General features: G+C 39.2%; 24 protein-coding genes and 1 tRNA gene. 1 reads left to right on the top strand and 24 read right to left on the bottom strand.

Going from position 1 to position 25804, the window contains the following annotated elements; all coding sequences use genetic code 11:
* From IAE53_RS02260 to xerC, 4 genes are all read right to left on the bottom strand, one after another.
* Entirely contained in the window at positions 1-825 is an 825-nt protein-coding gene (locus IAE53_RS02260) for a shikimate dehydrogenase (protein WP_148422930.1), read from the bottom strand.
* Positions 822-2747, bottom strand: coding sequence for a transketolase (locus tag IAE53_RS02255; protein WP_200135887.1), 1926 nt, complete (start codon positions 2745-2747; stop codon positions 822-824). The genes IAE53_RS02260 and IAE53_RS02255 overlap by 4 nt, the downstream gene beginning before the upstream one ends.
* Before the next feature lie 357 nt (positions 2748-3104).
* Positions 3105-3983, bottom strand: a complete 879-nt coding sequence (locus IAE53_RS02250; protein WP_010278297.1) for an aldose 1-epimerase family protein — start codon at positions 3981-3983, stop codon at positions 3105-3107.
* 40 nt (positions 3984-4023) lie between these two features.
* Positions 4024-4926, bottom strand: coding sequence for a tyrosine recombinase XerC (xerC, locus tag IAE53_RS02245; RefSeq protein ID WP_200135886.1), 903 nt, complete (start codon positions 4924-4926; stop codon positions 4024-4026).
* Between the two features lie 155 nt (positions 4927-5081).
* Here xerC and IAE53_RS02240 point away from each other — a divergent pair, with 155 nt between their 5' ends.
* Positions 5082-5522, top strand: coding sequence for a hypothetical protein (locus IAE53_RS02240; protein ID WP_148422933.1), 441 nt, complete (start codon positions 5082-5084; stop codon positions 5520-5522).
* A gap of 32 nt (positions 5523-5554) precedes the next feature.
* On the opposite strand, the gene IAE53_RS02235 is transcribed toward IAE53_RS02240, so the two are convergent.
* The 20 genes from IAE53_RS02235 to tsf form a co-directional block, all read right to left on the bottom strand.
* A complete protein-coding gene (locus IAE53_RS02235) occupies positions 5555-6898 on the bottom strand; it encodes a PFL family protein (RefSeq protein WP_010278305.1) in 1344 nt (447 codons plus the stop codon).
* Between the two features lie 44 nt (positions 6899-6942).
* Positions 6943-7236, bottom strand: coding sequence for an ACT domain-containing protein (locus IAE53_RS02230; RefSeq protein WP_148422935.1), 294 nt, complete (start codon positions 7234-7236; stop codon positions 6943-6945).
* A gap of 27 nt (positions 7237-7263) precedes the next feature.
* Positions 7264-7767 (bottom strand): ASCH domain-containing protein, encoded by a 504-nt coding sequence (locus IAE53_RS02225; protein ID WP_200135885.1) that lies wholly within the window; start codon positions 7765-7767, stop codon positions 7264-7266.
* A gap of 24 nt (positions 7768-7791) precedes the next feature.
* Entirely contained in the window at positions 7792-8235 is a 444-nt protein-coding gene (locus tag IAE53_RS02220; RefSeq protein ID WP_188352663.1) for a nucleoside 2-deoxyribosyltransferase, read from the bottom strand.
* Between the two features lie 98 nt (positions 8236-8333).
* Positions 8334-9491 carry a hydroxymethylglutaryl-CoA synthase gene (locus tag IAE53_RS02215; protein ID WP_200135884.1) on the bottom strand — a complete coding sequence of 386 codons (1158 nt, stop codon included), beginning with the start codon at positions 9489-9491 and terminating at the stop codon, positions 8334-8336.
* A 69-nt stretch (positions 9492-9560) separates the two neighbouring features.
* Positions 9561-11183 carry an ABC-F family ATP-binding cassette domain-containing protein gene (locus IAE53_RS02210; protein WP_139967569.1) on the bottom strand — a complete coding sequence of 541 codons (1623 nt, stop codon included), beginning with the start codon at positions 11181-11183 and terminating at the stop codon, positions 9561-9563.
* A gap of 141 nt (positions 11184-11324) precedes the next feature.
* A complete protein-coding gene (locus tag IAE53_RS02205; protein WP_148422939.1) occupies positions 11325-11762 on the bottom strand; it encodes a hypothetical protein in 438 nt (145 codons plus the stop codon).
* Between the two features lie 50 nt (positions 11763-11812).
* Positions 11813-12553: a 16S rRNA (uracil(1498)-N(3))-methyltransferase gene (locus tag IAE53_RS02200; protein WP_188352665.1), complete on the bottom strand. Its 741-nt coding sequence runs from the start codon at positions 12551-12553 to the stop codon at positions 11813-11815.
* 151 nt (positions 12554-12704) lie between these two features.
* A tRNA-Ile gene (locus tag IAE53_RS02195) sits at positions 12705-12778 on the bottom strand.
* Positions 12779-13006: 228 nt separating this feature from the next.
* Positions 13007-13897: a 50S ribosomal protein L11 methyltransferase gene (gene prmA, locus IAE53_RS02190; RefSeq protein ID WP_148422941.1), complete on the bottom strand. Its 891-nt coding sequence runs from the start codon at positions 13895-13897 to the stop codon at positions 13007-13009.
* Positions 13884-14957, bottom strand: coding sequence for a zinc-binding alcohol dehydrogenase family protein (locus IAE53_RS02185; RefSeq protein WP_200135883.1), 1074 nt, complete (start codon positions 14955-14957; stop codon positions 13884-13886). Before IAE53_RS02185 ends, prmA begins: the two co-directional genes overlap by 14 nt.
* Positions 14954-15745, bottom strand: a complete 792-nt coding sequence (locus tag IAE53_RS02180; protein ID WP_188352667.1) for a GTP-binding protein — start codon at positions 15743-15745, stop codon at positions 14954-14956. Before IAE53_RS02180 ends, IAE53_RS02185 begins: the two co-directional genes overlap by 4 nt.
* Entirely contained in the window at positions 15729-17582 is a 1854-nt protein-coding gene (lepA, locus tag IAE53_RS02175) for a translation elongation factor 4 (protein WP_188352668.1), read from the bottom strand. Before lepA ends, IAE53_RS02180 begins: the two co-directional genes overlap by 17 nt.
* A 145-nt stretch (positions 17583-17727) precedes the next feature.
* Positions 17728-18777 (bottom strand): Gfo/Idh/MocA family oxidoreductase, encoded by a 1050-nt coding sequence (locus tag IAE53_RS02170; RefSeq protein WP_200135882.1) that lies wholly within the window; start codon positions 18775-18777, stop codon positions 17728-17730.
* A gap of 51 nt (positions 18778-18828) precedes the next feature.
* Positions 18829-20886, bottom strand: coding sequence for a glycine--tRNA ligase subunit beta (gene glyS / locus IAE53_RS02165; protein ID WP_188352670.1), 2058 nt, complete (start codon positions 20884-20886; stop codon positions 18829-18831).
* 87 nt (positions 20887-20973) lie between these two features.
* Positions 20974-21915 (bottom strand): glycine--tRNA ligase subunit alpha, encoded by a 942-nt coding sequence (glyQ, locus tag IAE53_RS02160; RefSeq protein WP_010278345.1) that lies wholly within the window; start codon positions 21913-21915, stop codon positions 20974-20976.
* Between the two features lie 326 nt (positions 21916-22241).
* Positions 22242-23360, bottom strand: a complete 1119-nt coding sequence (locus IAE53_RS02155) for a DUF805 domain-containing protein (RefSeq protein ID WP_200135881.1) — start codon at positions 23358-23360, stop codon at positions 22242-22244.
* A gap of 67 nt (positions 23361-23427) precedes the next feature.
* The gene (frr, locus tag IAE53_RS02150) at positions 23428-23973 is read right to left on the bottom strand and encodes a ribosome recycling factor (protein ID WP_148422947.1); all 546 of its coding nucleotides are present in this window, start codon (positions 23971-23973) and stop codon (positions 23428-23430) included.
* Positions 23973-24698 carry a UMP kinase gene (gene pyrH / locus IAE53_RS02145; protein WP_004912275.1) on the bottom strand — a complete coding sequence of 242 codons (726 nt, stop codon included), beginning with the start codon at positions 24696-24698 and terminating at the stop codon, positions 23973-23975. The genes frr and pyrH overlap by 1 nt, the downstream gene beginning before the upstream one ends.
* A 154-nt stretch (positions 24699-24852) precedes the next feature.
* Positions 24853-25728 (bottom strand): translation elongation factor Ts, encoded by an 876-nt coding sequence (tsf, locus tag IAE53_RS02140; RefSeq protein ID WP_148422948.1) that lies wholly within the window; start codon positions 25726-25728, stop codon positions 24853-24855.
* Positions 25729-25804 lie beyond the last annotated feature (76 nt).

The following is a 25804-nucleotide window of genomic DNA, read 5'->3' as shown; positions in this document are numbered from 1 at the left end:
TTAAGATGTAATGGCTTTTGCCATTAAGAGGCGATCGGCTGGCTGGTCAAACCAATATTCAAAACTTAGTGCGCCTTGATTAACTAACATCGGTATGCCATTCATCGTTAGTAATCCACGTTGCGACGCTGATTTTAAAAGAACAGTCTGCTGATTGCGGTAAATGATGTCAACTACCAGACTATGCAAAGGCATGAGTGATAATTGATAATCTGTCAGCAAAGTTCGCGCATCATTCATGCCAACAGTTGTTGCATTGACCAACATATCTGTTTGAAGTAATGCTTGCGTTAAAGCCTGATTGTCAGCCAAATCTTCCAAGTGTCCGATGCCTTGACTCAAATAAGCAATTTCAGTCTCGCGTTGCGACCAATTTTGATGCGCACGATTGAAAACAGATATATTTCTGACCCCATATTCTCGTGCACTGGCAATAATGGCACGAGCAGCACCACCAGTACCGATGACTACAATATTTTCTTTAGGCTGTTGACGCTTAATACTTTGCCAAAAACCATCACCATCAGTATTTGTGCCCACTAGTCTGTTTTTTATACGTTTCACGGTATTAACAGCCTGTAATCTTTGTGCCAACGGTGAAATATCATCCAAGTAGTTGATAATTTGATTTTTATATGGCGTTGAAACATTAAATCCATTGATTTGTAACGTTTTTAAACCAACAATCGCCTGCTCAAATAATTGTGGTGCTACATCAAACGCTTGATAATAGGCATCAATCTGAGCTGCATTTATCATTGTATTTTGCATTTTTGGTGATAATGAGTGTCCTGCTGGATAAGCCAATAAACCATATAAAGTCATTTTACGTCCTCAATAATTCGTGCACTGATTGCGTGAGCGTCAAATCCCAATTCGCGTAACGCAATGTCTGGTGCAGCGCTCATACCAAAATCATCAAGCCCAAAAATCAGCCCATTATCCTGCGCAATTTCACGCCACCCCAGACAAGTTCCTGCTTCTATTATGACATTTTTTGCAGTATATTCGTCGACAATGTTATTTCTTTTAGATTTTTCTAATGACTGAAATTTCCTTAAATTGGGCATACTGATGACATTTGCAGGAAATGGCAATAATTCTTTGACTTTTATGGCAATTTGAACTTCTGATCCCGTAGCTATCAAATTGATTTTGGCCTGTTCGTTATGAATAATTTCTGATGCGCCATATTTCTGAGCATTACTGGCTTGTACTTCATTACCTTGGGTGCCTAAATTACCACGACTCAAAATCAAGATTGTTGGTTTGTCAATTGAAGTCAAAGCTTGTTGCCAAGCTAATGCTATTTCATTGGCCGTCCCTGGTCGAAGAACCTCGACATTTGGAATAGAACGTAACGCCATTAGTTGTTCGACAGGTTGATGTGTGGGACCGTCCTCGCCAACCGTTATGCTATCATGAGTGAAAACATAAATCACAGGTACTTTTTGAAGTGCACTCAATCTGATTGCGGCCTTCATATAATCAGAAAAAGCTAAAAATGTTGCGCCAAATATTTTTGTGCCACCATGTAACGCAATACCATTCATCACTGCGCCCATCGCAAACTCCCGAACACCAAACGCAATATTACGACCGGCACGATTTTGTGCATTAAACAAATCTGCTCCAACAATTTCAGCGTTCGTGGAAGCTACTAAATCAGCTGAACCGCCCCACAAATTGGGTAGTTGCTTGGCAAATTGTTGCAAGACATGCTTAGAAATTTTACGACCAGCTTGTTGTTTCAAATCATCATCAATTGTTGGTACTTTTAATTTATTAGTTGCTGTTGTCGCCTCATAAACTTGCATGGCCGAAAGAGATGGTTGTTTCTCTCGATTTAAACGTCTCATTATTCTGTCTTTCATATCAGCCAGTAGGTTAGCTGATACGTTAAAGTTATCAATGTCCACATTCAAATTATGAGCCAAATCCAGCAATTCACTTGATTTAAGCGGTGTGCCGTGCGCTTTATTGGAACCAGCAAATGGTCCAAAATCACCAATAACTGTCTGAACTGCAATTAAGGACGGTTTGTCACTTTTTTTTGCCATTTCAATTGCGTCATGGATTGCGTTTAAATCATTGCCATCATCAACTAGTAACGTTTGCCAACCATAGCTTTGAAATCGGACAATGTTATCAGTCACATCAGCACGGTTTTTTGGTCCATCTAAGCTGACGTTATTGTCATCGTACAAAACAATTAAGCGTTCTAACTGTTGTTGTCCGGCTAGTGACGCTGCTTCATGACTAACACCCTCCATCAAATCACCATCACCAACCAAAGCATAAGTATAATGATTAATTACCTCAGGGTGATTAGCCCGCAAATGTTCCTCCGCCATCGCCATGCCAACGGCCATTCCAAGACCTTGCCCCAAGGGACCAGTTGTTGCTTCCACACCTGGCGTTACGCCAACTTCTGGATGCCCCGGAGTTATTGAATAAGGTTGCCTAAAAGACTGAAGATCATCACTAGAAATATTAAAACCGGCGACATGCAGGGTTGCATACAGTAATGCGGCACCATGTCCAGCAGAGAGGACAAAACGATCTCGATTAATCATCTTCGGATTCTGTGGATTAATGACGAGTTGATTAGCATACAATTCATATAAAATAGGTGCTGCTCCAAGCGCTATACCAGGGTGCCCTGATCCAGCCTTGCTAATCATTTGATTCGACAATAGCCGTAGCGTGTTAATTGTCTGCGTTTCAATGCTATTATTTGTTGTCATATTATTCTCCGTATTATAAAAAACCGAACTAAGTGCATAACACTTAGTTCGGTTTAACAGAAAATTCATTATCTGAAAAAATAGAACGTCACTAAGTGTTTATTACAACTTAGTGACTCAACCTTCAAAAGCTTCTGGTCGCTAAGTGCGTCGTTCCCGACACACTAGGCGTGCGACGGGTTTACATAAACCAGAAGTAAAAATAGCTATTGTTATTTAAGATTGTATTGTTCATTTTTTCCTAACCTTTAATATTTGATGTTATTTATCATAACGGAATTTAATAAAGTTGTCAACAACTAATTAAATTCTCATAAAAAAATAAATTAACTCTACCTGCTAAAACGTCTTGATTTTTTAAAAGAATTGTAGACTGTAGGTACCTTCAAAAGTATCACCTGCTGCCAAAACATTAACGCCAAACTTTTCTTTGAAGTTACCACTAGCGTCAACAGTATCAGCAATACCCCACCATGGTTCAAGTGCAATGAACGGTGCTTGTTTGCCGGCTGGTGTCCACACACCAATATATTGTGCATTATCCAAAACCATGCGTAAACCGTGCTGATTAGCCAATCGCGCTAACAAAAATGATGTTTTCTGACGATCTAGCTTCAAAATAATCGCGTCATCATGATAATCCTCTTGTCTTAAACGAAGCGGAATACTTGCATTAAACGGCGTTGGATTATTAGGATTTGAATATGGTCCCACAAGTCGAACACGATCATATGTGACTTCCGGTTCAATTGACAAATAATAGTCGGAAAATTTACCGCCGTCAAGTGGTAAATTGAAAGCTGGATGTCCACCAACACTGAAGAACAACGATTCCTCAGTGTCTGGATTGTGAACAATATAAGCAACATGTAATGTATCATCATCGCTTAATTCATAGCTAATATCTAACTGAAATTTGAAAGGAAAAACACGATGCGTTGTTTCCGTATCTACAATCCGGAAAACAACTTTATTCTCGCTTTGCTCAACAACGTCAAACACCATGTTACGGGCAAAACCATGTTGATTCATGTAATAAGTTTCACCTGCCACTTTAAATTGATCGCCACGCAGGCGACCAACAATTGGAAATAAATTAGAAGCGTGACGCCCCCAATATTTAGGATCAGCAATCCAAATATATTCCAACTCAGCATCTTTATGCCAAACACTAGTTAGTTCGGCACCTTCTTCATTGATTTTTACAATTAGGTTTTTATTTTCAAGAGTTATCATAACTATAATTCTACCTTGTTTTTTGTCATTTGTGAAGCGTTTACTTTTTTGCGCGCGGAAAAAAATTTTGATAATTTTTCTGCAAACTTTCTCGAGTAACGTGTGTATACATTTGCGTCGTAGAAAGATTAACGTGACCTAATAATTCTTGCACTGTACGCATGTCCGCACCGTGATTTAACAGATGTGTCGCAAAAGTGTGTCGCAACATGTGAGGATGAATTTTGCCGGTTAATGATGATTGTTTCATGAGTTGTTCAAGAATATAAGTGATGCCTGCGGTTGTGATGGGTTGTCCACGATGATTAACAAAAACGACACGGTGGTCCATGCCTGCTGTTAACTCTGATCTTAAACCATCAATATAAGCTGAAAGCGCTATTGCTGCAAAATGACCAAAAGGTACATATCTGTCTTTATTACCTTTTCCATGAATTAGAACTAACCGTTGTGAAAAATCGACTTGTTCCAGTTGCAAATTAGCAATTTCAGCCACGCGAGCACCCGTGGCATATAAAAATTCCAATAAAGCGGCATTTCGTTGCCAAAGCTTATCTGAATGGTCATAGGCCACATCAAACAACTCCTGCATTTCATTTTCATAAAAAAACTCAGGTAAATGATTTTGATGCTTTTTTAAAGCCACATTATCAAATGGATTATCCAAAGCAAACTTATTTGCAATCAAAAATTGATAAAACATACGAAGACTACTAATCTTACGCGAAATGGTTGTTCGTGCTAAATTATGTTCGTAAAGATCATTTAAAAAAACACGGACATCGAGTCCCTGAACTTCTTTGAATTTTGTAAATCCGCCATTTTCAGACAAATATGTTTCAAATTCAGTGATGTCAGTAAGATATGCTTTTAAGGTTTGCGGTGAGTATTGCCTTTCCGCTTGTAAATAATCATGATAAAGTTCTATTTCTCTAGTTGTCATACCTCAATTATACCCGCCTTTGAATGTTTAAGAACATTTTAATTTGTTTAGGATATACAAAAATTACCCAAACTCTAAATGAAATATCGTATAGTGAAAATAGAAAACTATAAATACTAATCATCTAACTATACTTTGTGAACGGAGACTTGCTGATGAAAGTACCAATGACAACCCCATTAGAACAGTTACGTAGCGGCTTAATGGCTTTACAAAACAAGACACTTATTGTGATTGCTAATTTTCGCAACAACATTTTGCACAACCGTGACTTGCGCCGTGAGCGTCCTACCAAAATGTCAGATACACGAGAATTGACAATTGTCCCTTATGAAGAAAAATCTAAAGTAGTTGATAATGCAAGTTTTGCTTATGCACTTGAAGCTTCTATCACAGAAAGCAACCAAACACAAAATCGACCTCATAGTAAACTACTGCGTGGCATAAAAAACTTTTTCTATCATCCCTTGCGTGTCTTAGCGGCACTAATTATCATCATCTTATCCGTCTATATTGCGTTAATGTTTGTGAAAGCAACAGATACTAATCAAAATCCAATTTCAAATTCTCAACCGCAATACAAAACCAAAAATTAAAAAGATGAGAACCAATTAAGGTTCTCATCTTTTTAGTTTTTAAACGAATGAATTGGCGCGGGAATATGCCCACCGCGATTAATAAAATCGGCACTTGATTTTTCAACAACTGGCATAACTGGTGCCGTACCTAAAAGACCACCATAGTCGACCATGTCACCAACGTCCTTGCCCAACGTTGGCAGGATCCGAACGGCCGTTGTTTTATTATTTTGTACGCCAATTGCCGCTTCATCAGCAATCATAGCACTAATCGTCGTAGCAGGTGTGTTTCCTGGAATAGCAATCATATCCAAGCCGACAGAACAAACTGAAGTCATAGCTTCAAGTTTGGCCAATGATAATACCCCCGCTTTAGCAGCATCAATCATGCCAGCATCTTCAGAAACCGGAATAAAAGCACCTGAAAGACCACCAACGCGCTGTGAAGCCATCACACCGCCCTTTTTGACAGCATCATTAAGTAACATCAATGCCGCCGTTGTGCCATGGGCACCTACTTGCTCAAGACCAATTTCTTCCAGTACTTCTGCCACAGAATCCCCGCGCGCTGGGGTCGGTGCTAGACTTAGATCTACGATCCCAAATTCAACACCAAGACGTTGGGCAGCCAAAGCACCAACCATCTGACCAACACGTGTAATTTTAAACGCGGTCTGTTTGACAGTTTCAGCAACAACTTGAATCGACTCACCCTTAACTTTTTCGATGGCACGTTTAACAACACCAGGGCCTGAAACACCCACATTAATGACTACATCAGGCTCGCTGACGCCATGAAAAGCACCTGCCATAAACGGATTATCTTCAACCGCATTGGCAAAAATAACCAACTTAGCATTGGCGGTATCCGACTTCTCCGCGATTGCCATCACCGTTTCACCCATTAATTTAATAGCATCTAAATTAATACCAGCTTTGGTTGAGCCAATGTTAACACTTGACATGACCAAATCAGTTTCAGTTAAAGCACGTGGCATTGACTGAATAAGGGCTAAGTCACCGTTAGCAAATCCCTTTTGAACCAATGCCGAATATCCGCCAATAAAATCAACCCCGACAGCTTTGGCCGCATCATCCATGGCATGAGCATAGTACAGCATCTCATCAGGTGTTGCGTGACCAGCAATCAAAGCAATTGGCGTGACACTGATTCGTTTATTAGTAATTGGTATGCCGAATTCACGTTCAATTTGTTCAGCTACTGACACCAAATTTTTAGCGTAAGTTGTAATTTTATTATAAATATTTTGGGCGGTAGCCTTCGGGTCACCCGCCACAGTATCTAATAAAGAAATGCCCATCGTGATAGTACGAATATCAAGATGTTCTTCTTCAACCATCTGAATTGTTTCCAGTATTTGCTTTGTTTCCATTTTTTCTCCAGTAAACTGTGCTGAGATAGACGCAACTATCGTACTCAGAAAGATTGGTCTTGCGTCGAAACACGTGACATTGTTTCAAATATTTCTTCACGTTGTGTATGGATTGTCACACCCAATTCATCACCCAGTTGATTTAACTCGTCTTGTAAGGCGTTGAATTGTTCATCCAATGTTTCCAAATTGACTAACATACTCATGGTAAAAATATTTTGCATGATAGTTTGAGAAACATCTAAAATATTAATATGATGTTTTGATAAATTGCTAGCCACAGCTGCAATAATACCTGGCTTGTCTTGCCCCACAACTGTTATAACCGCTTTACTCATAATGATTCTCCATTTCATATAATTATTCTAATAACGATGTTGATGGCGAGTTTGCCATAGCTTATAAAGCTCGTCTAATCCTGAATCCGCCAAAACTTTAGCATAAGTTTTTGGCATCTGTGACATGGCGATTGCAGATAGTTGTTTCTCAAATGGTGCAATCCGACTTGATACGATTTTATCACATCGATAGGATTTCAAATCCGCTAGCACAGCGGTATTTCGATAAATTAAACGATCATCAATTGACAACCAACCTAGTTTACCTTTGACCAAAAACGGCTTAACCCAAGATGTCACTGTTAAATGCCAAGCATAAATATCGCCATCCTGACTAACTCGATCAATATGTACCGTTGCTAATGCAGTACGTTTTGGCAACATCAAGTCAAAGGTTCCTTTTTGTGATTTTGCAGATGAAACAACTAGAAAATCTGTGACGTTACCAGGATGCCAAGAGCGATATTCTATTTTTTTGGAACCAACCATAATTTGTGAAGCGTATGGCTGTCGGATAACTAATGCTTTCATTTGTATTCTATGTCAAGACCAAATCTAAAAAATTTCACCAGTAAAAGGAATCTCTGTTACGGCATCAAAATCATAAGTGGCTAAGTCGTCAACACTTGTCAAGTAAGCAGTTAATGGAATACCCATCATCAAATTGACCGCTCCTTCTTTTTCTTTAACAACAATTACCGGAATATTGTTCGCAACTGCATATCCGAATTCCCATGCTGTTCCAGGATCTACTTCCTGCCCAACATAGTCAATCACAGCCACCATGATATCAGCATCATTAATAGCGTCAACATCACCATCATACGTAGCGATTCGCCATTCATGAGAAAACATTTCAAATTCTTCATGTTGATGTTCTCTAGGTGAAAATACTGAGGATGCTGTCTCATTTTTGGCTAAAGCAGATTCAGCTCGCGATACACGATCAATTTGTTCTTCATCGAAAAAGGGACTCGCCAAGTAGATTTTTTTTGCCATTTTTTTGCTCCATTTTTATTGATAATACTAGTCTAACAGATAGCTAAGTATTCGACTAGTAATTCTTTTAACAAAAAAACGTGTTCAAAAACACGTTTTTAGCTATATTGTCGTTCACCGTTTTGCCAGCCCAGGAATTGAAAATGATGCTTTTTGGTAGCTGAACTTATCACGTCGACATGAGAATCGAATAGCTGTGATTGGAATATTTTTTCATATTGTGCCACAGACACTTGTTGTCTTTCAGACAATTGTTTTGCAACTGATGCTGCAGAAATCGAAGACCTGAAATCTGATTGCAGTGTCATTGAATATAACTCAGCTTCAGCCCCAGAACCATAACTAAAAATGGCAATTTTTTCACCTGGCTTCAAATCTTTCGAATGACTGAGCAGAGACAAAAAGCTGAGATAAACTGAACCAGTATACAAATTACCAACATGCCGGCTGAATTGTTGACTCGCAATTAGGTTATTGAGCAAACGCTTCTGTTGTAACTCATCAGCCTCTAAAATAATTTGATCTAAAGCTTTTTTACCCATTTTAGTGTAAGGCAAATGGAATGCAAATCCAGCAAAATCATTCAAACTATGCTTTGTTTGATTTTTATAACGCTGCCAAAGGGTCAAAAACATTTCTTTGTATACTTCAGTAGACAGATGACCATCGACAAGTGCTTCAGTCCTGTCAACGGGTCGCCAAAAATCCGCTACTTCTCGACTCATGTAGACAGAGTCACCGTTAATCAACGTAATATTCGGATTAGTAGCCACGATCATTGCCACAGCGCCGGCACCTTGTGTGACTTCTCCAGCAGTTGCTAAGCCATATCGCGCGATGTCTGAGGCAATAACAAGAACTCTTTTATCTGGATGAGCAGCTACATAATCACGTGCTTGCATCAAGCCAAAGGTTCCAGCATAACAAGCCTGTTTAAGTTCAATCGTTCGTACAAACTCAGATAAATGTAGTAATTTTTGAACATAAACAGCACTCGACTTTGAATTATCAATACCCGATTCTGTGGCAAAAATAACCATATCAATAGTTTTTCTTTCTTGATCGTCAACGATTTGTCTCGCTGCATTAGCTCCCATTGTAACGACATCTTCATCATTAGGTATGATAGCTTGTTCATCTTGACCGATACCAATCGTATATTTATCCGGTTCGTCACCTCTTGCTTTCGCCAATGTTACTAAATCTAGCACATATTCTGGTGTATAAAAAGCAATTTTGTCAATTCCAATATTCACTTTAAATTACCTCGATTACAATTTTAACGACTACATTCTTTTTAACAATGATTCTTCAACAGAGATACCTTAGTACAAGGCTTTGACTTTATCTTGAATGCTATCGTTATTAATAAATTCATCATAAGTTGTGTCCACGCGATCAACAGCACCTTTTGAAGATACTTCAATCACATGGTTAGCGGTTGTTGCCAAGAACTCATGATCGTGTGATGTCATAATGATTGAACCCTTAAAAGCAACGACCGCATCGTTAAGTGACTGAATTGATTCCAAATCTAAATGATTTGTCGGATCATCCATCAGCAAAACATTTGCTTTAAGCAACATCATTTTGGCTAAGACAATGCGAACCTTTTCACCACCAGACAAAACATTAATTTGCTTCAATGAATCATCTCCTCGGAACAACATCTGCCCTAACATGCCACGTAGACTTGTATTATCTTTTTGTTCTTCTTCGGCGAAATCACGTAACCAATCTAAAATGGTTAAGTCTTGATTTTCAAAATTATCGTTCAAATCTTTCGCAATGTAGGACTGAGATGTGGTCACACCCCAAGTAACAGTTCCCGCATCCGGTTCTAAAGTGCCTGCAATGATTTGCATCAAAGTCGTGGTTGCTAAATCAGAGCGAGACAAAATAGCAATTTTATCTCCCGGGCGACCAATGAAAGAAATATTATCTAATACTTTTTCGCCATCAATTGTCTTGGAAACATTTTCAACACGAACCATATCATTTCCCAATTCTCGATTTAATGGGAAATTGATGAACGGATATTTTCGTGATGAGGGCTTGATATCATCCAGAGTTATCTTGTCCAGTTGCTTCTTTCGAGCAGTCGCTTGTTTAGACTTTGAAGCATTCGCAGAGAAGCGCGCTACGAATTCTTGTAGCTGCTTAATCTGTTCTTCTTTTTTTGCATTCTGTTGTGAGGCTAGGCGTTGTGCTAATTCAGAAGACTCGCGCCAGAAATCATAGTTACCAACAAATGGTGTGATTTTACCAAAATCAACATCCAAAATATTAGTAGAGACCGCATTCAGGAAATGACGATCATGGGATACAACGATGACCAGATTAGGAAAATCAGCCAAAAAATCCTCTAACCAATTAATTGTTTGAACATCTAGTCCATTAGTTGGCTCATCTAAAACTAGGATATCCGGATTACCAAACAACGCTTGCGCCAATAATACCTTGACTTTATCGTTTTCAGTCAGCTCACCCATTAATGTGTACTGCATGTCATCGCCGATGCCTAATTTACTGAGTAATTGTCCGGCTTCTACTTCAGCATTCCAGCCATCTAGCTCTTCAAATTCCGCACCTAAATCAGCCACTCGAACACCATCTTCATCGTTAAAATCGGGTTTGGCATAAATAGCGTCCATCTCGGTTTTAATTTGATAAAGTCTTTCATGACCCTGAATAACAGTATCTAATACTGTAAAGTCATCAAAAGCGAAGTGATCCTGCTGTAAAGAAGACATTCTTTCGCCATCACCAATTGTAATAGTTCCTTCGGTAGGCTGTAACTCACCTTGAAGTAACTTTAAGAAAGTTGATTTTCCAGCACCATTAGCACCAATAATGCCGTATGTATTGCCAGGCGTCAACTTCAAGTTAACATCTTGATATAATTTTGGTCCTGAAAAACTAAAACTCATATTTGCGACTGTAATCACGTTAAGATCCTCCAATTTAAAAACTTGATAAATCACATGCTCTTGCATGATCTTTACCAAATTACCTTATTTTAGTGTAACAGAAAAAGCGCTAATTATCGCGCTTTTTCTAAATATCATATGAAAAATGTCTCTAACCAATTAGGATTTAAAACCGCCGTCAACGGGTAATTGAATATCATCCCCTGAATCATCAGTCAAATTGTGGAAGCCAGCCTCAACAGGAATTTGGTTTTCATCAGGGTCGTCACGAGTATCTCCAAAGAAAGTGAATAAACTAAGGACAATATACATTAATCCAAAGTAAAAACCGTACTCATGTGATACTAAGTCCAACAACAATGTCGAAATCGCTGTAAATAGCACCGGTAAAAACAGCAATACAAGCGGTGAGTATCCGCGTTTGCGAACTTGATAGCCTAAATACAAAGTGTAAATACTATTAAGTATCAGGTAGAAAAATATCACTTTGTGCAGACCACTCATACTAGTAACTTTGCCTAAAAAAGGTATTACAATGCCCAACACAATTGCTGCGAGCCATTGATAGCCATAATATTTTATAAATTTTTCCATCATTATTGCACCCGCCTTAAAATAGTCTCATCTGTTTATTATATTGTACGCTATTACTGCAACTCACGCAAGACACTAATAGCGGACAGAGCGTAGAGTGGTGCAGTTTCAGCGCGCAGTATCCGCGGACCTAATCCAGCAGAAACAAAATCTAGCTGAGTTAACGTCAGAATTTCATCTATTGTCAATCCACCTTCTGGTCCAAATACCAAAACGACGTGACCACTATTGGGCACATGCTTAACCGAATTGATAAAAGCAGCTGTTTCCCCCTCTTTTGCCGATTCTTCCCAAGCCACTATACCTACATCTTTTTGCAAATGAGCTGCCGTTTGCCATGTCAAAAAATCAATTTTGGGGATGCACAGGCGGTGTGACTGCTCGGCAGCCGCTTGCGCAATTTTTTGCAACCGAGACATCTTTTTGTCCCGTTGCTTGCCCCAATCAACAACAGTGCGCGACATCTTTGTAAAAATAATGCGCGCAACACCTAATTCTGTAATTTTTTGAACGAACCATTCTGAGCGATCATTTTTTAATGGCGATACAATTACTGTCACATTAATCGGCAATTCAACAGTTTGATTAGGATGTGCAATTACCTCAAGGGCAATATGATTTGTATCAATATCTGTCACTTGACCAATGACAAGTTGTTGATTATTATCCACAAACTCAGCTTTTGTGCCAATACGTGCCCGTAACACACGACCAAAATGATTAAATGCGGCATCCTCACGAGTCAATTTAATTATCTCGTCATTGATAGAACGTTTTAGAAAATATCGCTGCATTAATAATTCCTTTTTAGATTTAATCGTCTTGAATGTCTCGCGCTTTGTACCGCCACAACAAAATATGTACCGAGTTAGGTCACCCCTATTATCTGAATAACCAACTTATTCAAAAGAACAAGCTAAAGCCTATGTTGACACTTGCTTACAATGGACCATGTTGGACTCGAACCAACGACCGGACGGTTATGAGCCATCTGCTCTAACCAACTGAGCTAATGGTCCAATATAATTATTGTACCAAAATTCTACCAAATCTGCCATCCTGATTAGGCAACAAAAAAAGCGCCGTGTGGCGCCTCTTCGCTGCATTTTGACTCGTGTTCTACTTATAGTTTGTAAGTTAAAGTATGTGATTATCACGGGAGAATAATTATGAGTGTCAAAATACATTATTGTACATCAATCCAATCGTACAATAATAGTATAACACTAAATAGTAATGATTACTCTTTAATTTGTTTGTTGGGTGGCAATAAAGGCATGCCATTTTCCCATAATCATATGCTCACAAATCTCAAAATGAGAGATATGTAATTGGTCAATGATCTGGGGTGCTATATCATCATAGATACCTGAAACTAAAAAGTAGCCATCTTTTGTTAAATGGTTAGCGACTTGCGGTATCAGTCTCTCAATGACATCTGCCAAAATATTAGCCACCACTAAATCAACTTTTACAGTACTATCGACAGACTCAAGTAAATCACTCACCGTGACTGTCACATTTTTAGCCACTGGATTTAAGATCAAGTTGGCTTGTGCAACCTCGACGGCAGATTCATCAATATCAGTGGCTAACACAGTATCTGCCCCCAATTGCTTGGCTGCTACGGCTAAAACACCTGATCCTGTACCCACGTCAATCATGCTTTCACCACCACGAATGACTGTTTCCAATGCCTGAAGCATTAATCGTGTTGTCTCATGCGTGCCCGTGCCAAAAGCCAATTTTGGATCCATAATAATTGGATATTCATCTTGTTGTTCTGGTAAATACTGTTCCCATGATGGCACAACCGTCAAATGGCGTGTAATACGTGTCGCGTGGTAATAGCTTTTCCATTCATTTTCCCATTCAGATTGCGCAACACCCGCAACAGTAACAGTGCCTGGTGTTGCATCAATATCATAACGTTGTAACTCATTTAGCTGAGACTGAATTTTATTTAAGGTCGCCGACAACTGCTCGTTATTCTCAAAATAAGCGATAACTTTGACAGGTACTTGATCATCAACGATTTGTACACCATCAGCACCAACAGTCCTCAAAATATCTGCAACAGATTCGACTGCTTCATTTTGGGTGGCAATTGTGACTGCTTGCCAATTATTTTTCGTCATCGTATACTACCACAACTTTCCCAATTGTACGGCCTTCCTCGACGGTTCGAGTAGCAGTTCGTATATTTTCTACTGTAAAGCCATGGTAAGTGGTTGTAAGTGTTGGCTTGAGTTCTCCATTATCAAGTAGTGCAGCAATTTTTTCAAGTGCCAAACCTTGAGACAACATGTCCACATGATAGTTACCTTTAGCAAACATGAATACCCAGCTAAATTGGGCACCAATATTTTTTAACGGTCCCATATCAATTGGCGCTGTTGTTTCAACAATTGAAGCAATCGTACCAAATGGCTTAATAATCTGTGTTACTGTCGACCAATAGGCATCAGTACTTTGTAAAATTGCAACATGATCAACTTTTGGATATTGAATATGCTTTAATTGCTCAGCCAAATCCTGATGGTAATCTAAAATAAAGTCGGCCCCTAATGATTTTACCCAAGCAACTGATTCTGGTCTTGAAGCTGTTGTAATGACTGTCAAGCCAATGTACTTTGCTAATTGAATCAAAATTGATCCAACCCCTCCGGCACCGTTGATAATTAAGATAGAACGATTAGAAACACTATCTTTTTCTAAGTCGTAACCAAACGCATCATGTAAAATTTCAAAAGCGGTAATAGAAGTCAACGGCATTGCCCCAATTTCAGCGATTGATAAATGATGTGGTGCATGACCTACTAAATCAGCTTCAACAACTTGAAATGCCGCGTTTGATCCTTGTTTCATTTGTGAACCAGCGTAATAAACACGGTCCCCAACATTAAATCTTGATACTGCCGTACCAACCTTAACCACCTCACCAACTGCGTCAAATCCTAAAATTCGAAATTGTCCTTCGTTGGTGTAACCAGCTCGCATTTTTGTGTCAACTGGATTAACAGAAGTTGCCAGAACTTTCACTAAAATTTCTGAGTCATTTGGAGTGGGCTGTTTGACTTGTTTGGATATGAAGACTTGAGGATCCTCAATACTTCTTGCACGATCAAAACCAATCGCCGTCATTTTACTTTGACGCCCAATTGCCCATATACTTTTAATTTTATCTAATATATTCATTCAGCTAACCCACTATTCAAAATATTATTTAAAGTGTCTTTGGTGATTTGATATTCTGGCTTGAAATTTTTTGTGCGATACAATAAATCAATCGTCGCAATTTTGTCTGATGAAGTCGGCATCTTATCCTTTAAGACGCGATCCCAATTATTGGCGACCATCGCATATTCAACCAATCGCAACTCTTCCTGTGTTAATTTGCTAGCAGCTGTTTCATTCTTTTTAATTTGTTCATCCACATACTTTTGTACCAAAGCTTGACCTGCTGGTAAGTCAATGGGCTTTACCTGATAAGTCACTTTGGCGTTGTGATACTTATCAAATTTTACTGAGGTTACCTTAAAATCACGATCACGTTGTAAGGTTTCCAAGTAGCGTTGCGATAGGTCTTTCATAACCGATGATTTTTTGTACTGAGTACCAGAAAAAGTCACTGAACCTGCTACTTTTTGATCTGATTGTAATGCCGTTTGAATACTACTTGCAATTTCAGCTTGCCATTTTTTTGTCGTTAAGTTAACGATACTTTGTGTATTACTAGCAGATGAATCACCTGTTAGTCCAAATTCTAAAGCCGTTTTTGCATCTTTTTTAACTAACTTTTGACGTGTCGATTGTGAAACACCATCGACACCAAAAGCGATTCTAGCCACCACACCACTCACAACTAAAATCATCACGACAATTGACATCGCTGCCAAAATTATATTGGGTTTTAATAGTCGACGCTTTTTGGTAGACCAATTACGCTCGACACGCGAACGCTTTTGTTTAGTTTCCTCTGGCATATTGGGCATCGTCCTCCGTTTTGAGTACGGCCATGAAGGCTTCTTGTGGTACATCTACCGTACCAACAGATTTCATTCGTGCCTTTCCACGTTTTTGCTTATCGAGCAATTTAGCACGTCGGTCTGGATCACCAGTGTGGATTTTGGCAGTAACATCTTTACGATAAGCCTTAATATTAGTTCTAGCTAAAATTTTGGCGCCAATGGCCGCTTGAACAGGAATTTCAAAATTCTGACGCGGAATAATACCTTTTAGCTTTGAAGTGATGATTCGTCCACGCTCAGCCGCAAAATCACGATGAACAATGAAACTCAAAGCATCCACTTTCTCACTATTTAACAAAATATCAATTTTAACCAAATCAGATTGGCGATACGCTGATAGCTCGTAGTCTAATGAGGCATACCCTCGTGTACTTGACTTTAGTTTGTCAAAAAAATTAAAGATAATCTCAGACAATGGCATGTAGTATTTAACATTCACACGAGTCTCATCTAGATACTCCATCGTGTCAAATTCACCACGTTTTCGCTGGGCCAACTCCATGACTGCACCAACGTAGTCATTGGGTACCATGATTTGAGCGTGCACATAGGGCTCTTCAATCGTTTTGATCTTTGAAGCCTCTGGCATTTCAGAAGGGTTTTCAATAGCCACCGTTTCGCCTTCTGTGGTGGTGACTTTATAAGTTACTGACGGTGCAGTCGTAACAAGATCAAGTCCAAATTCTCGCTCCAGCCGCTCTTGAATAACGTCCATGTGTAATAGCCCAAGAAAACCAACACGATAACCAAACCCCAAAGCCTGTGATGTTTCTGGTTCAAACGTCAATGCGGCGTCATTCAGTTGGAGTTTTTCCAGCGCTTCTCGTAAATCAGTGTACTTTGCATTATCTGAAGGATACAACCCTGAATAGACCATTGGCGTCATTGGTTTATAACCGGCCAATGGTTCGCTTGCCGGATGGTCAACTAACGTAATCGTATCACCTGAATGTGTCGTATGAATATCTTTAATTGCAGCAGTCAAGTATCCCACATCACCTGCCATCAAATAATCACGCTTTTGCGCATTTGGCGACATGACACCGACCTCTGTGACCTCATATTCAGCCCCAGTATTCATCATCCGAATTTTGTCGCCTGGCTTAACGATTCCCTCACGAACACGCATGTTGACTACCACTCCGCGATAAGCGTCATATGCAGAATCAAAAATTAAAGCCCGAAGTGGTGCATCAATTTCACCTTCTGGCGCTGGTAAGTCTGTCACAATTTTTTCCAATAATTCTGGAATGCCAATACCTTGCTTTGCTGAAGCTAAAACTGCATCAGAGGCATCAATACCAATGACATCTTCAATTTCTTGTCGCACTTTTTCAGGATCAGCAGCAGGCAAATCGATTTTGTTAATAACCGGTAGAATTTCTAAATCATTTTCCAACGCTAAATAGACATTAGCAAGCGTTTGTGCTTCCACGCCTTGTGCTGCATCAACTACCAAAATGGCGCCTTCAGCAGCAGCCAAAGCACGCGAAACTTCATAAGAAAAATCGACATGCCCTGGCGTATCAATCAAGTGAAAAATATAAGTCTCACCGTCGTTAGCATCATAATGAACTTCAACGGCATTTAATTTAATCGTAATGCCGCGTTCACGTTCCAAGTCCATTGTATCTAACAATTGATTTTGCATATCACGTTCTGCTACTGTGTGTGTTTGCTCTAAAATCCGATCGGCAATGGTTGATTTGCCATGATCAATGTGCGCAACAATCGAAAAATTACGGATATGTTTTTGTCGTTCTTTTAGTTGTATTAAATCTAATTCTGTCATAATTGGCATTTTTCTTTCAGTTTTATGTCTATTTAATTTTACCATAAAGGTTGCAATTACTTTCGACTCACCTTTGATATCTTTAGTGCAATACAACCAATTGTAATGAAAAAAGACTCAATTTAATTAAGTCTTTGCTCATATATTAAAATTTTAAAATATGTGGTCCAACAGTCTGGACACCACCGGATAACAGCCTCATAACAGTAATCATTGTTTCATCGGATACTAGCTTTGGTTTGCCACTAACTAGTGTTTCATAGACCGTGTCATAAATACGACCATAATCGCCTTGAACGCTAGGTAGATACTTATCAATGCGATCGCCACTCTGATTATAATATACCAAGTGACCAAAGTTTTGTGGTGCATCACTACCAAACCTTGGACTACCAGGCATAATGCCTGTCTTTAGATCGTTTTCTTGTTCATCAACGGTATATTTAATGAATGTACCTTGCGTACCTCTTAATTGCCACTTTGGATATTGAACCGTAGCTAATTCAGTCGTTTGAATTGTTGCTTTAAAGGCTTCTGGGTAAAACAAATTGACTTCAATTTGATCATCTAAATGACTTTCAAGCACACGTGTTGCGCGTAAATCATATACAGCCGCTTGTGGCGACCCAAACAAACTTACGACTTGGTCAATTAAGTGAACGCCATGACCAAACAAAGAGCCGTCAATCGCAGCACCTTCCAATTGACCATCTAAAGGACGGTAGTGATCCATGTGAACTTCTAGGTCCGTCAATCGCCCCAAGTAACCGTTAGATATTACTTGCTGTACCGTCAAAAAATCGCTATCAAATCTTCGGCTTTGAAAAGGCATTAAAAATAAATTATTTTCTGTTGCCAGTTTTACAAGTTCCTCTGCCTCTTCAACACTAGCAGCCATTGGTTTATCAACTAATACGTTTTTGCCTGCTTGTAATAACTGTTTTGTAACTTGATAATGACTTTGTGATGGTGTCACAACAACCACTAAATCCAAACTATCATCAGTCACAATGTCTTCAATATCTGTCGTAAATATTGTGCCAGTTGCTTCAAGTTCAGCTTGTTCAGTTGGCCTTTTTCCAAGCGTTGGCGTTACGACACGTGTAACCCTAAATTTATCTTGTCGTAACTTTAAATAAGGTAAATGGTAGCGATTGGTACTTTTTCCGAAGCCTACAAAAGCAATATTTATCATCATGAACCTCCAGTCATTTTATACTTCACTATAACACATAACAAAATATATTTACTTGATGACGATTTGCGTTAAATCTCCTAATCCGTTGGTTAGTCGTTGTATGACGTTCAGCTGCGCATATCGATTATCTTTAACAGATTCATCTTCAGCGTTAACCATGGTTTCATCAAAATAAGCCGCAATTGGTTGTTGCAAATTTGCCAAGGCCATGTAGAGATTTTCTGCACCGTCATGCATCAAAGTATTTAAATCAAGCGTTAACGTTGCTTGATATAGGTCCTTTTCAGATTGATTTTCAAACTTAGTAGGATCAACCGTTGTATTAGTTACTTGCTTTACGGCTAAGCGGTCCACACGAGTCAGCGCCTCAATTACATCTCGGAAATTACCATCACCACTATGTTGGGACAAAACTTCGACTCGCTGACTAATATATACGATATCAGCCATATCAACGTTGCCTAATCCAGCAGTGACAATATCTTGACGTATTCCAGCATCCAACGATAATTTACGAACACGATCCAACATGAAATCAACAACTGTCGTTAAATCGGTGTCAGTTACTTTACCTTGCTGTTGCACAAAATCAGCTAACAAAGGCAGCAAATCAATATGCCATTTTTTATCTACCAATGTACGCACGATGCCAGTAGCCGCACGTCGTAAGCCATAAGGATCATTAGAACCACTTGGTATTAATCCAGCAGCAAAAAAAGTCACAATGCTATCAAGTTTATCCGCAACGGCCAACAAAGCACCAATTTCAGATCGCGCAACCTCACCATTAGCTGAAGTTGGCATATAATGCTCTCGAATGGCTGTTGCAACCGCATCATCTTCGCCAAAAAGCTTAGCATAATGCTCACCCATAATGCCTTGAAGTTCATCAAACTCACCAACCATACCGGTCATCAAATCAAATTTATAAATTTCTGATGCACGGCTCAAATCAGCCTGTTGTGTTTCATCAAACATCAAGGCAGCCGCCATTGCTGAAGCCAAAGCACCAGTGCGTTGCATGTGTTCATACACCGTACCGATTTTTTCATGGAAGACTAACTTTTTAACTTTAGTCATGTAATCGGAAATTGATTTAGTCTGATCCTCGTGATAGAAGAATTCGGCATCTTCTAACCTTGCTACCAATACTTTTTCATTTCCAGCAATAACGTTGTTTAGATGCTCACGATTACCATTTCTTATTGACAAAAAGTGTGGCAATAATTGTCCTTTTTCATTCGTCACAAAGAAGAAACGCTGATGTTCGCGCATTGATGTAACCAAAACTTCATCTGGTATTTCTAAATATTTCTCATCGAAACTGCCAGCAAATGCTGTGGGCCACTCAACAATATTATTAACTTCTTCCAACAAATCTTGCGCCGCATCGGTCTCAAGTTGCAGAACCCAACCATTAGCTTCAGCAATTGCATTCAACTGCGATCGAATTTCATTTTTGCGCACTGTAGCATCAACAACCACGTTAGCACCCTGCAAAGTCGTTACATAATTATCTGCAGAAGCGATTTCAACATGTTCTGAAGACAAAAAACGATGACCACGTGTGAAACGATCTGTGGTAATATCTAACACATTGAAAGAAATAACTTCACTATCAAGAAGTGCTACAAGCCAACGAATAGGTCGAACATACAAAAAGCTGTGATTAGCCCACTTCATATAAGTTGAAAATTTCATTTGGGCGACAACTTCATCACCAATTTTAGCTAAAATTTCATTTGCTGCTACACCAGCAGTATGTTTTGTTAGCCAAACATATCCATCTTTAATTTCAAATGCTTCAGGATTAGCACCTTGACCACGTGCAAAACCTAATGCTGCCTTTGTCCAATTACCGTTTTCGTCTTGTGCACGGTCAACAGACGGTCCGCGCTTTTCTTCGCTCAAACTTTCTGATGTTTCAGCAACATCTGTCAAAACGACAGCCAGACGTCGAGGTGTTGAATATGGTTTAATATCACCTACTGTTAAACGATGCTCTGATAAGAACTTTTTAGTTCTTTCAATTAACTGATTCTCTGAACTGGTTACCAAATGAGCTGGTATTTCTTCAAGTCCAATTTCTAATAAAAATGTTGACATTAATTATTCTCCAATTTAAATTGTACGACAACCATCTTTGATAAAAGTTTTAGGATGGGAGTACATGGTTTTCAACACTAACTTTCGTTAAGCTTTTTTGATTGCATACTTACCATTTTCACCTAAGTACTTGTCACGCAGCTGCTCATCTTTAAGCAATGGAAAGCCCAATTTTGCACGCTCTTCAATAAATACTTTTGAAACCTTACGAGCCATAGTCCTAATTCTGTGTAAATAACCAGCACGTTCAGTAACGGATACCGTACCTCGCGCATCTAACAAATTAAACGTATGCGATGATTTTAAGATATAATCATAGGCTGGATGAACAAGTCCTAACGCAAGTAAACGAGTGGCTTCCGCTTCAAATTCATCGAAATGCCTGAGTAACATAGCTTGATCAGATTCCTCAAAAGCGTACTTTGAGTGTTCATATTCGGGTTCTTTAAAAATATCCCCGTACAAAACGCCATTTCCCCATTCTAAATCATAAACTGTTGGCACATCTTGAATGTACGATGCTAACCGTTCCAACCCATAAGTGACTTCTGCAGTAACAGAATCAACTTCAATACCACCAACTTGTTGGAAATAAGTAAATTGGGTCACTTCCATGCCATCTAACCAAACTTCCCAGCCAATTCCAGCAGCACCCATTGACGGATTTTCCCAGTTATCTTCAACGAAACGAATGTCATGTTCCAATGGTTTAATGCCAAGTGCCTCCAATGATCCCAAATAAAGCTCTTGAATGTTTGCAGGTGAAGGCTTCATCACAACTTGAAATTGATGATGTTGAAAAAGACGATTTGGATTGTCACCATAACGTCCATCAGCCGGTCGCCGTGATGGTTGTACATAAGCAGCATGCCATGGCTCTGGACCATTTGCGCGCAAAAAAGTATAAGGCGACTGTGTTCCTGCACCCACCTCATTATCATAGGCCTGCATTAAATTTGCACCCTGTTTTGCCCAATATTGTTGCAATGTCAAAATAATATCTTGTAATGATAACTTTGTATCTGTCATGTCTTAATCCTTTGTAATTTTCAATATGAAATGCTGTCTAACACATTATACGAGTCAAATCGGTGTTTTACTTTTATATTTTGAAGAACCAGCTAAATTAATTCTTCCTGTGAACCTCTTTCTGATCAGGACACAAAAAGCGTCCTAATGCCAAAATTAATTGACATCAGGACGCTTACGCGCGGTTCCACCTGATTTCCGAGTTATAACTCGACTCTCGATAGTTATTGTCGCTCCACCAACGCCACTTGGTTTCCTCACGACTCAAACTTAATACTGTTATTATGACACGTCGCGAGAGTATTCGTCAAGTGAATTTCAAAACATTATTGTGATTGATATGTTTCACCAATTGTTTTAACAATCAGATTAAGCAATGCCTGACTTGGCGCAATCACGTATACGACGCGAATATGTCCATCAGACATATGCCATTCAAGATATGCCATATTCTTGACCGTATCACTATTATTCGACTTATAGGTCCCATCAATACGCAAAGCACTGATAGCCGGAAAATTAGACAATGTTAGCTGTGATTGCCCTATGATTTTTTGAAATGAAAAACTTGAAAAGTCAACACCCCATCCTTGACCCTGAGTGCTGGTTAAAATCATAATTTGTTGGGTTAGCTGTAGCCATTGTAATGATGACGTGTCTTGTTGCCAATTACCCTTGACCTGAAAATGTCCAAAATCCGAATCTCCTATGACATCAACAGACAATTGTCGATAGGCCTTAGTAACAGAATCATCCGGCACATCCACTATTGATTTATCAGGAATTTCAGATGAGGCTGATGACGACGATGACGGTATGCGCTCTGCAGATGAGGATAATTCGGAACTACTACTAGTGTCAGATTCTGTGGTTTGCACTGTATCTTTTTCGATTTTCTGCTGTTTAAACACAGCATGCACTAATACTTTTTTAACATCCTGCCTAATCACAGAGCCAGCAGCCAATTGCAAACCAAAGGACAAACTAACCATAACGGCAAACCCAATACCATAACCTATTTTTTCTTTTCTCGATAACCATGGTGTCCAATAAGCTGAACGCCTAGAAACCAGAAATAAGAGCCATCCAAAATATATCAAGATGACAAGTAAAGCTAATACTATGCTACGTAATTCAGCTGAAATATCAATGGCAATCCAAAGTAACGACGGACTTAGCAGAACAAACATAACCTGATTAATTGAAAACCCTGTATCGCGTAAACGTCTAATGAACAACGAAAGGCTTGGGACAAACAGCACAATAAAGACGGCTGCATCAACTTTCAGCACAAACCAAAAAGAGTTGCTGACTGTTAGTGTTGCGAAACCGATAATCGCTAATATTAAATCGTTAACGACATGAATCCAAAAAAAATCTAATCGATAGGCACCACTATGAAAATCAAGTGCCTCTCGCCAAAATTTAAAATAACGCCTAAACATTTTCCCTCCAAACAAAAAAACTTGGTAAGCTACCAAGTTTAAAAGTTATTTTAGTATAACATAAGAATTAAATTGTTAATAATTCTTTTTCTTTTTCAGCTGCAATGCCATCAATTGCTTTGATATTTTCGTCAGTCAGCTTTTGCGTTTGATCTTCTGCCTTGCGAGCATCGTCCTCAGGCATTTCTTTATCCTTTTTAATGTCATCCATGATGTCACGGCGAACATTGCGGACTGAAACCTTGGCTTTTTCTGCTTCAGCTTTAACTTCTTTAGCTAATTCTTTACGGCGCTCTTCTGTCATTTGCGGAATCGCCAAACGCACAATGTTGCCATCTGACGCAGGATTCAACCCCAAATCTGACACGTTAATTGCATGAACAATTGCTTCCAAAGCACTTTTATCGAAAGGTGTAATCAGCAAAATGCGCGCTTCTGGCACCGAAATTGACGCCACTTGATTTAGGGGTGTCATGGCACCATAATACTCAACTTCAATACGATTTAAAATATTTGGATTAGCTCGACCTGTACGGATATTAGCCAATTCACGTTGTAAAGCTTCCTGTGCCCCTTGCATCCGCTCTTGAGCATTTGTTAAATCAAAAGTCATTATTTTTCTCCTGTTACTGTGGTTCCAATTGGTTCACCAAGCACAACACGCTTGAGATTACCAGGTGTATTAAGATTGAACACGACCAATGGCATATTATTATCCATTGAAAGAGAACTTGCCGTTGAATCCATTACCTTCAAACCTTTTTGCAAAATTTCCAAGTGAGTCAATTCTGTAAATTTAACAGCATCAGCGTTTTTATTAGGATCTGAATCATAGATACCATCAACGCCATTTTTACCCATCAAAATAGCATCAGCATTGATTTCGTTAGCACGCAATGCTGCGGTAGTGTCGGTAGAGAAGTATGGTGATCCAGTACCAGCGGCAAAAATAACAATGCGTCCCTTTTCTAAGTGACGTATGGCACGCCCACGGATATATGGTTCTGCAATTTGTTGCATTGTAATTGCTGTTTGAACACGTGTTTGAACGCCAGAACGTTCTAAGGCATCTTGCAACACTAGGGCGTTCATCGTAGTGCCCAGCATACCCGTGTAATCAGCCCGTGAGCGTTCCATACCAACCTTAGAAGCTGGTTCGCCGCGCCACAAGTTACCACCACCAACAACAATTGCTATTTGAGTTCCCAAATCGTGAACTTCTTTCAGCTCTTCGGCAATAGCTGACACAACGGCAAGATCAATGCCCTGTCCCTTTTCACCAGCCAAAGCCTCACCTGACAACTTAATCAAAACACGTTTGTACTTAATATCAGTCATGTCTAACCTCTTTTATTTGCTTATACAATTATATCAAAAATCAGGCAAAAATTCCGAAAAAAAAGTGCGTTATCAACAATAACGCGCTTTTCATAGAAATAATGGTACAGATTAATCAATACTAGATAACAATCATCCCACACTGAAAAATCAATTATCCTAGTTGCTTAGCAACTTCTTCAGCCAAATCTGTCACTTTTTTCTCAAGACCATCACCGACTTGATAACGGACAAATGACTTGACTGAACCATTTTGTGAAGCAATAAATTGTGCAACTGTTTGATCACCATTTTTAACAAATGGTTGATCCAACAATGAAATTTCTGCCAAGAACTTTTTGATACGACCATCAACCATCTTTTCTTTGATGTTGTCTGGCTTGCCTGCCAAATCTTCAGAAGCCAATTGCACTTCTTTTTCCTTAGCCACAACTTCTGCAGGTACTTGATCATCTGAAACATATTGTGGTGCAATAGCAGCAACATGCATTGCAATGTCTTTAGCAGCTGCTTCCGAAGCACCATCAACGACAACTAATGCAGAAATTGAACCAGCCAAATGTGAATATGAGCCAAAGTTTTCAGAGTCAGACTTTTCCACAACTGTAAAACGACGCAAAGTGATTTTTTCACCAGTAATTTGTGTCGTACCAACAATCTTGTCGTTCAAAGTTTGACCAGCTTCAACTTCAAGCGCCAAAGCAGCTTCGACATCAGCTGGTGCAAATTCAACAATCGCATTAGCAACAGCACTCAACAATTCGTTAAATTCTGCGTTGCCAGCAACAAAATCTGTTTCTGAGTTCAATTCAATAATTGCAGCACGATTACCTTTAACGGCAACAGCTGTCATACCCTCTGCAGCGACACGATCGCCCTTTTTAGCAGCTTTAGCCATCCCTTTTTCGCGCAACAAATCAATTGCCTTATCTAGGTCGCCATCAGCTTCGACCAATGCTTTCTTAGCATCCATCATACCAACAGATGTCTTATCACGTAGTTCTTTTACTTGTGCAGCAGTAATTGCCATTATAGTGCTCCTCTAAAATAATTTAATGTATTTTAATTATAACATACTAAAATACCATTCCGCGCCCCAAACAGGT

The organism is Leuconostoc sp. S50 (assembly GCF_016624925.1).
Taxonomy (GTDB): domain Bacteria; phylum Bacillota; class Bacilli; order Lactobacillales; family Lactobacillaceae; genus Leuconostoc; species Leuconostoc pseudomesenteroides.
The sequence above is the reverse complement of the archived record's forward strand: the minus strand, read 5'-3'. Positions and strand labels throughout refer to the sequence as shown.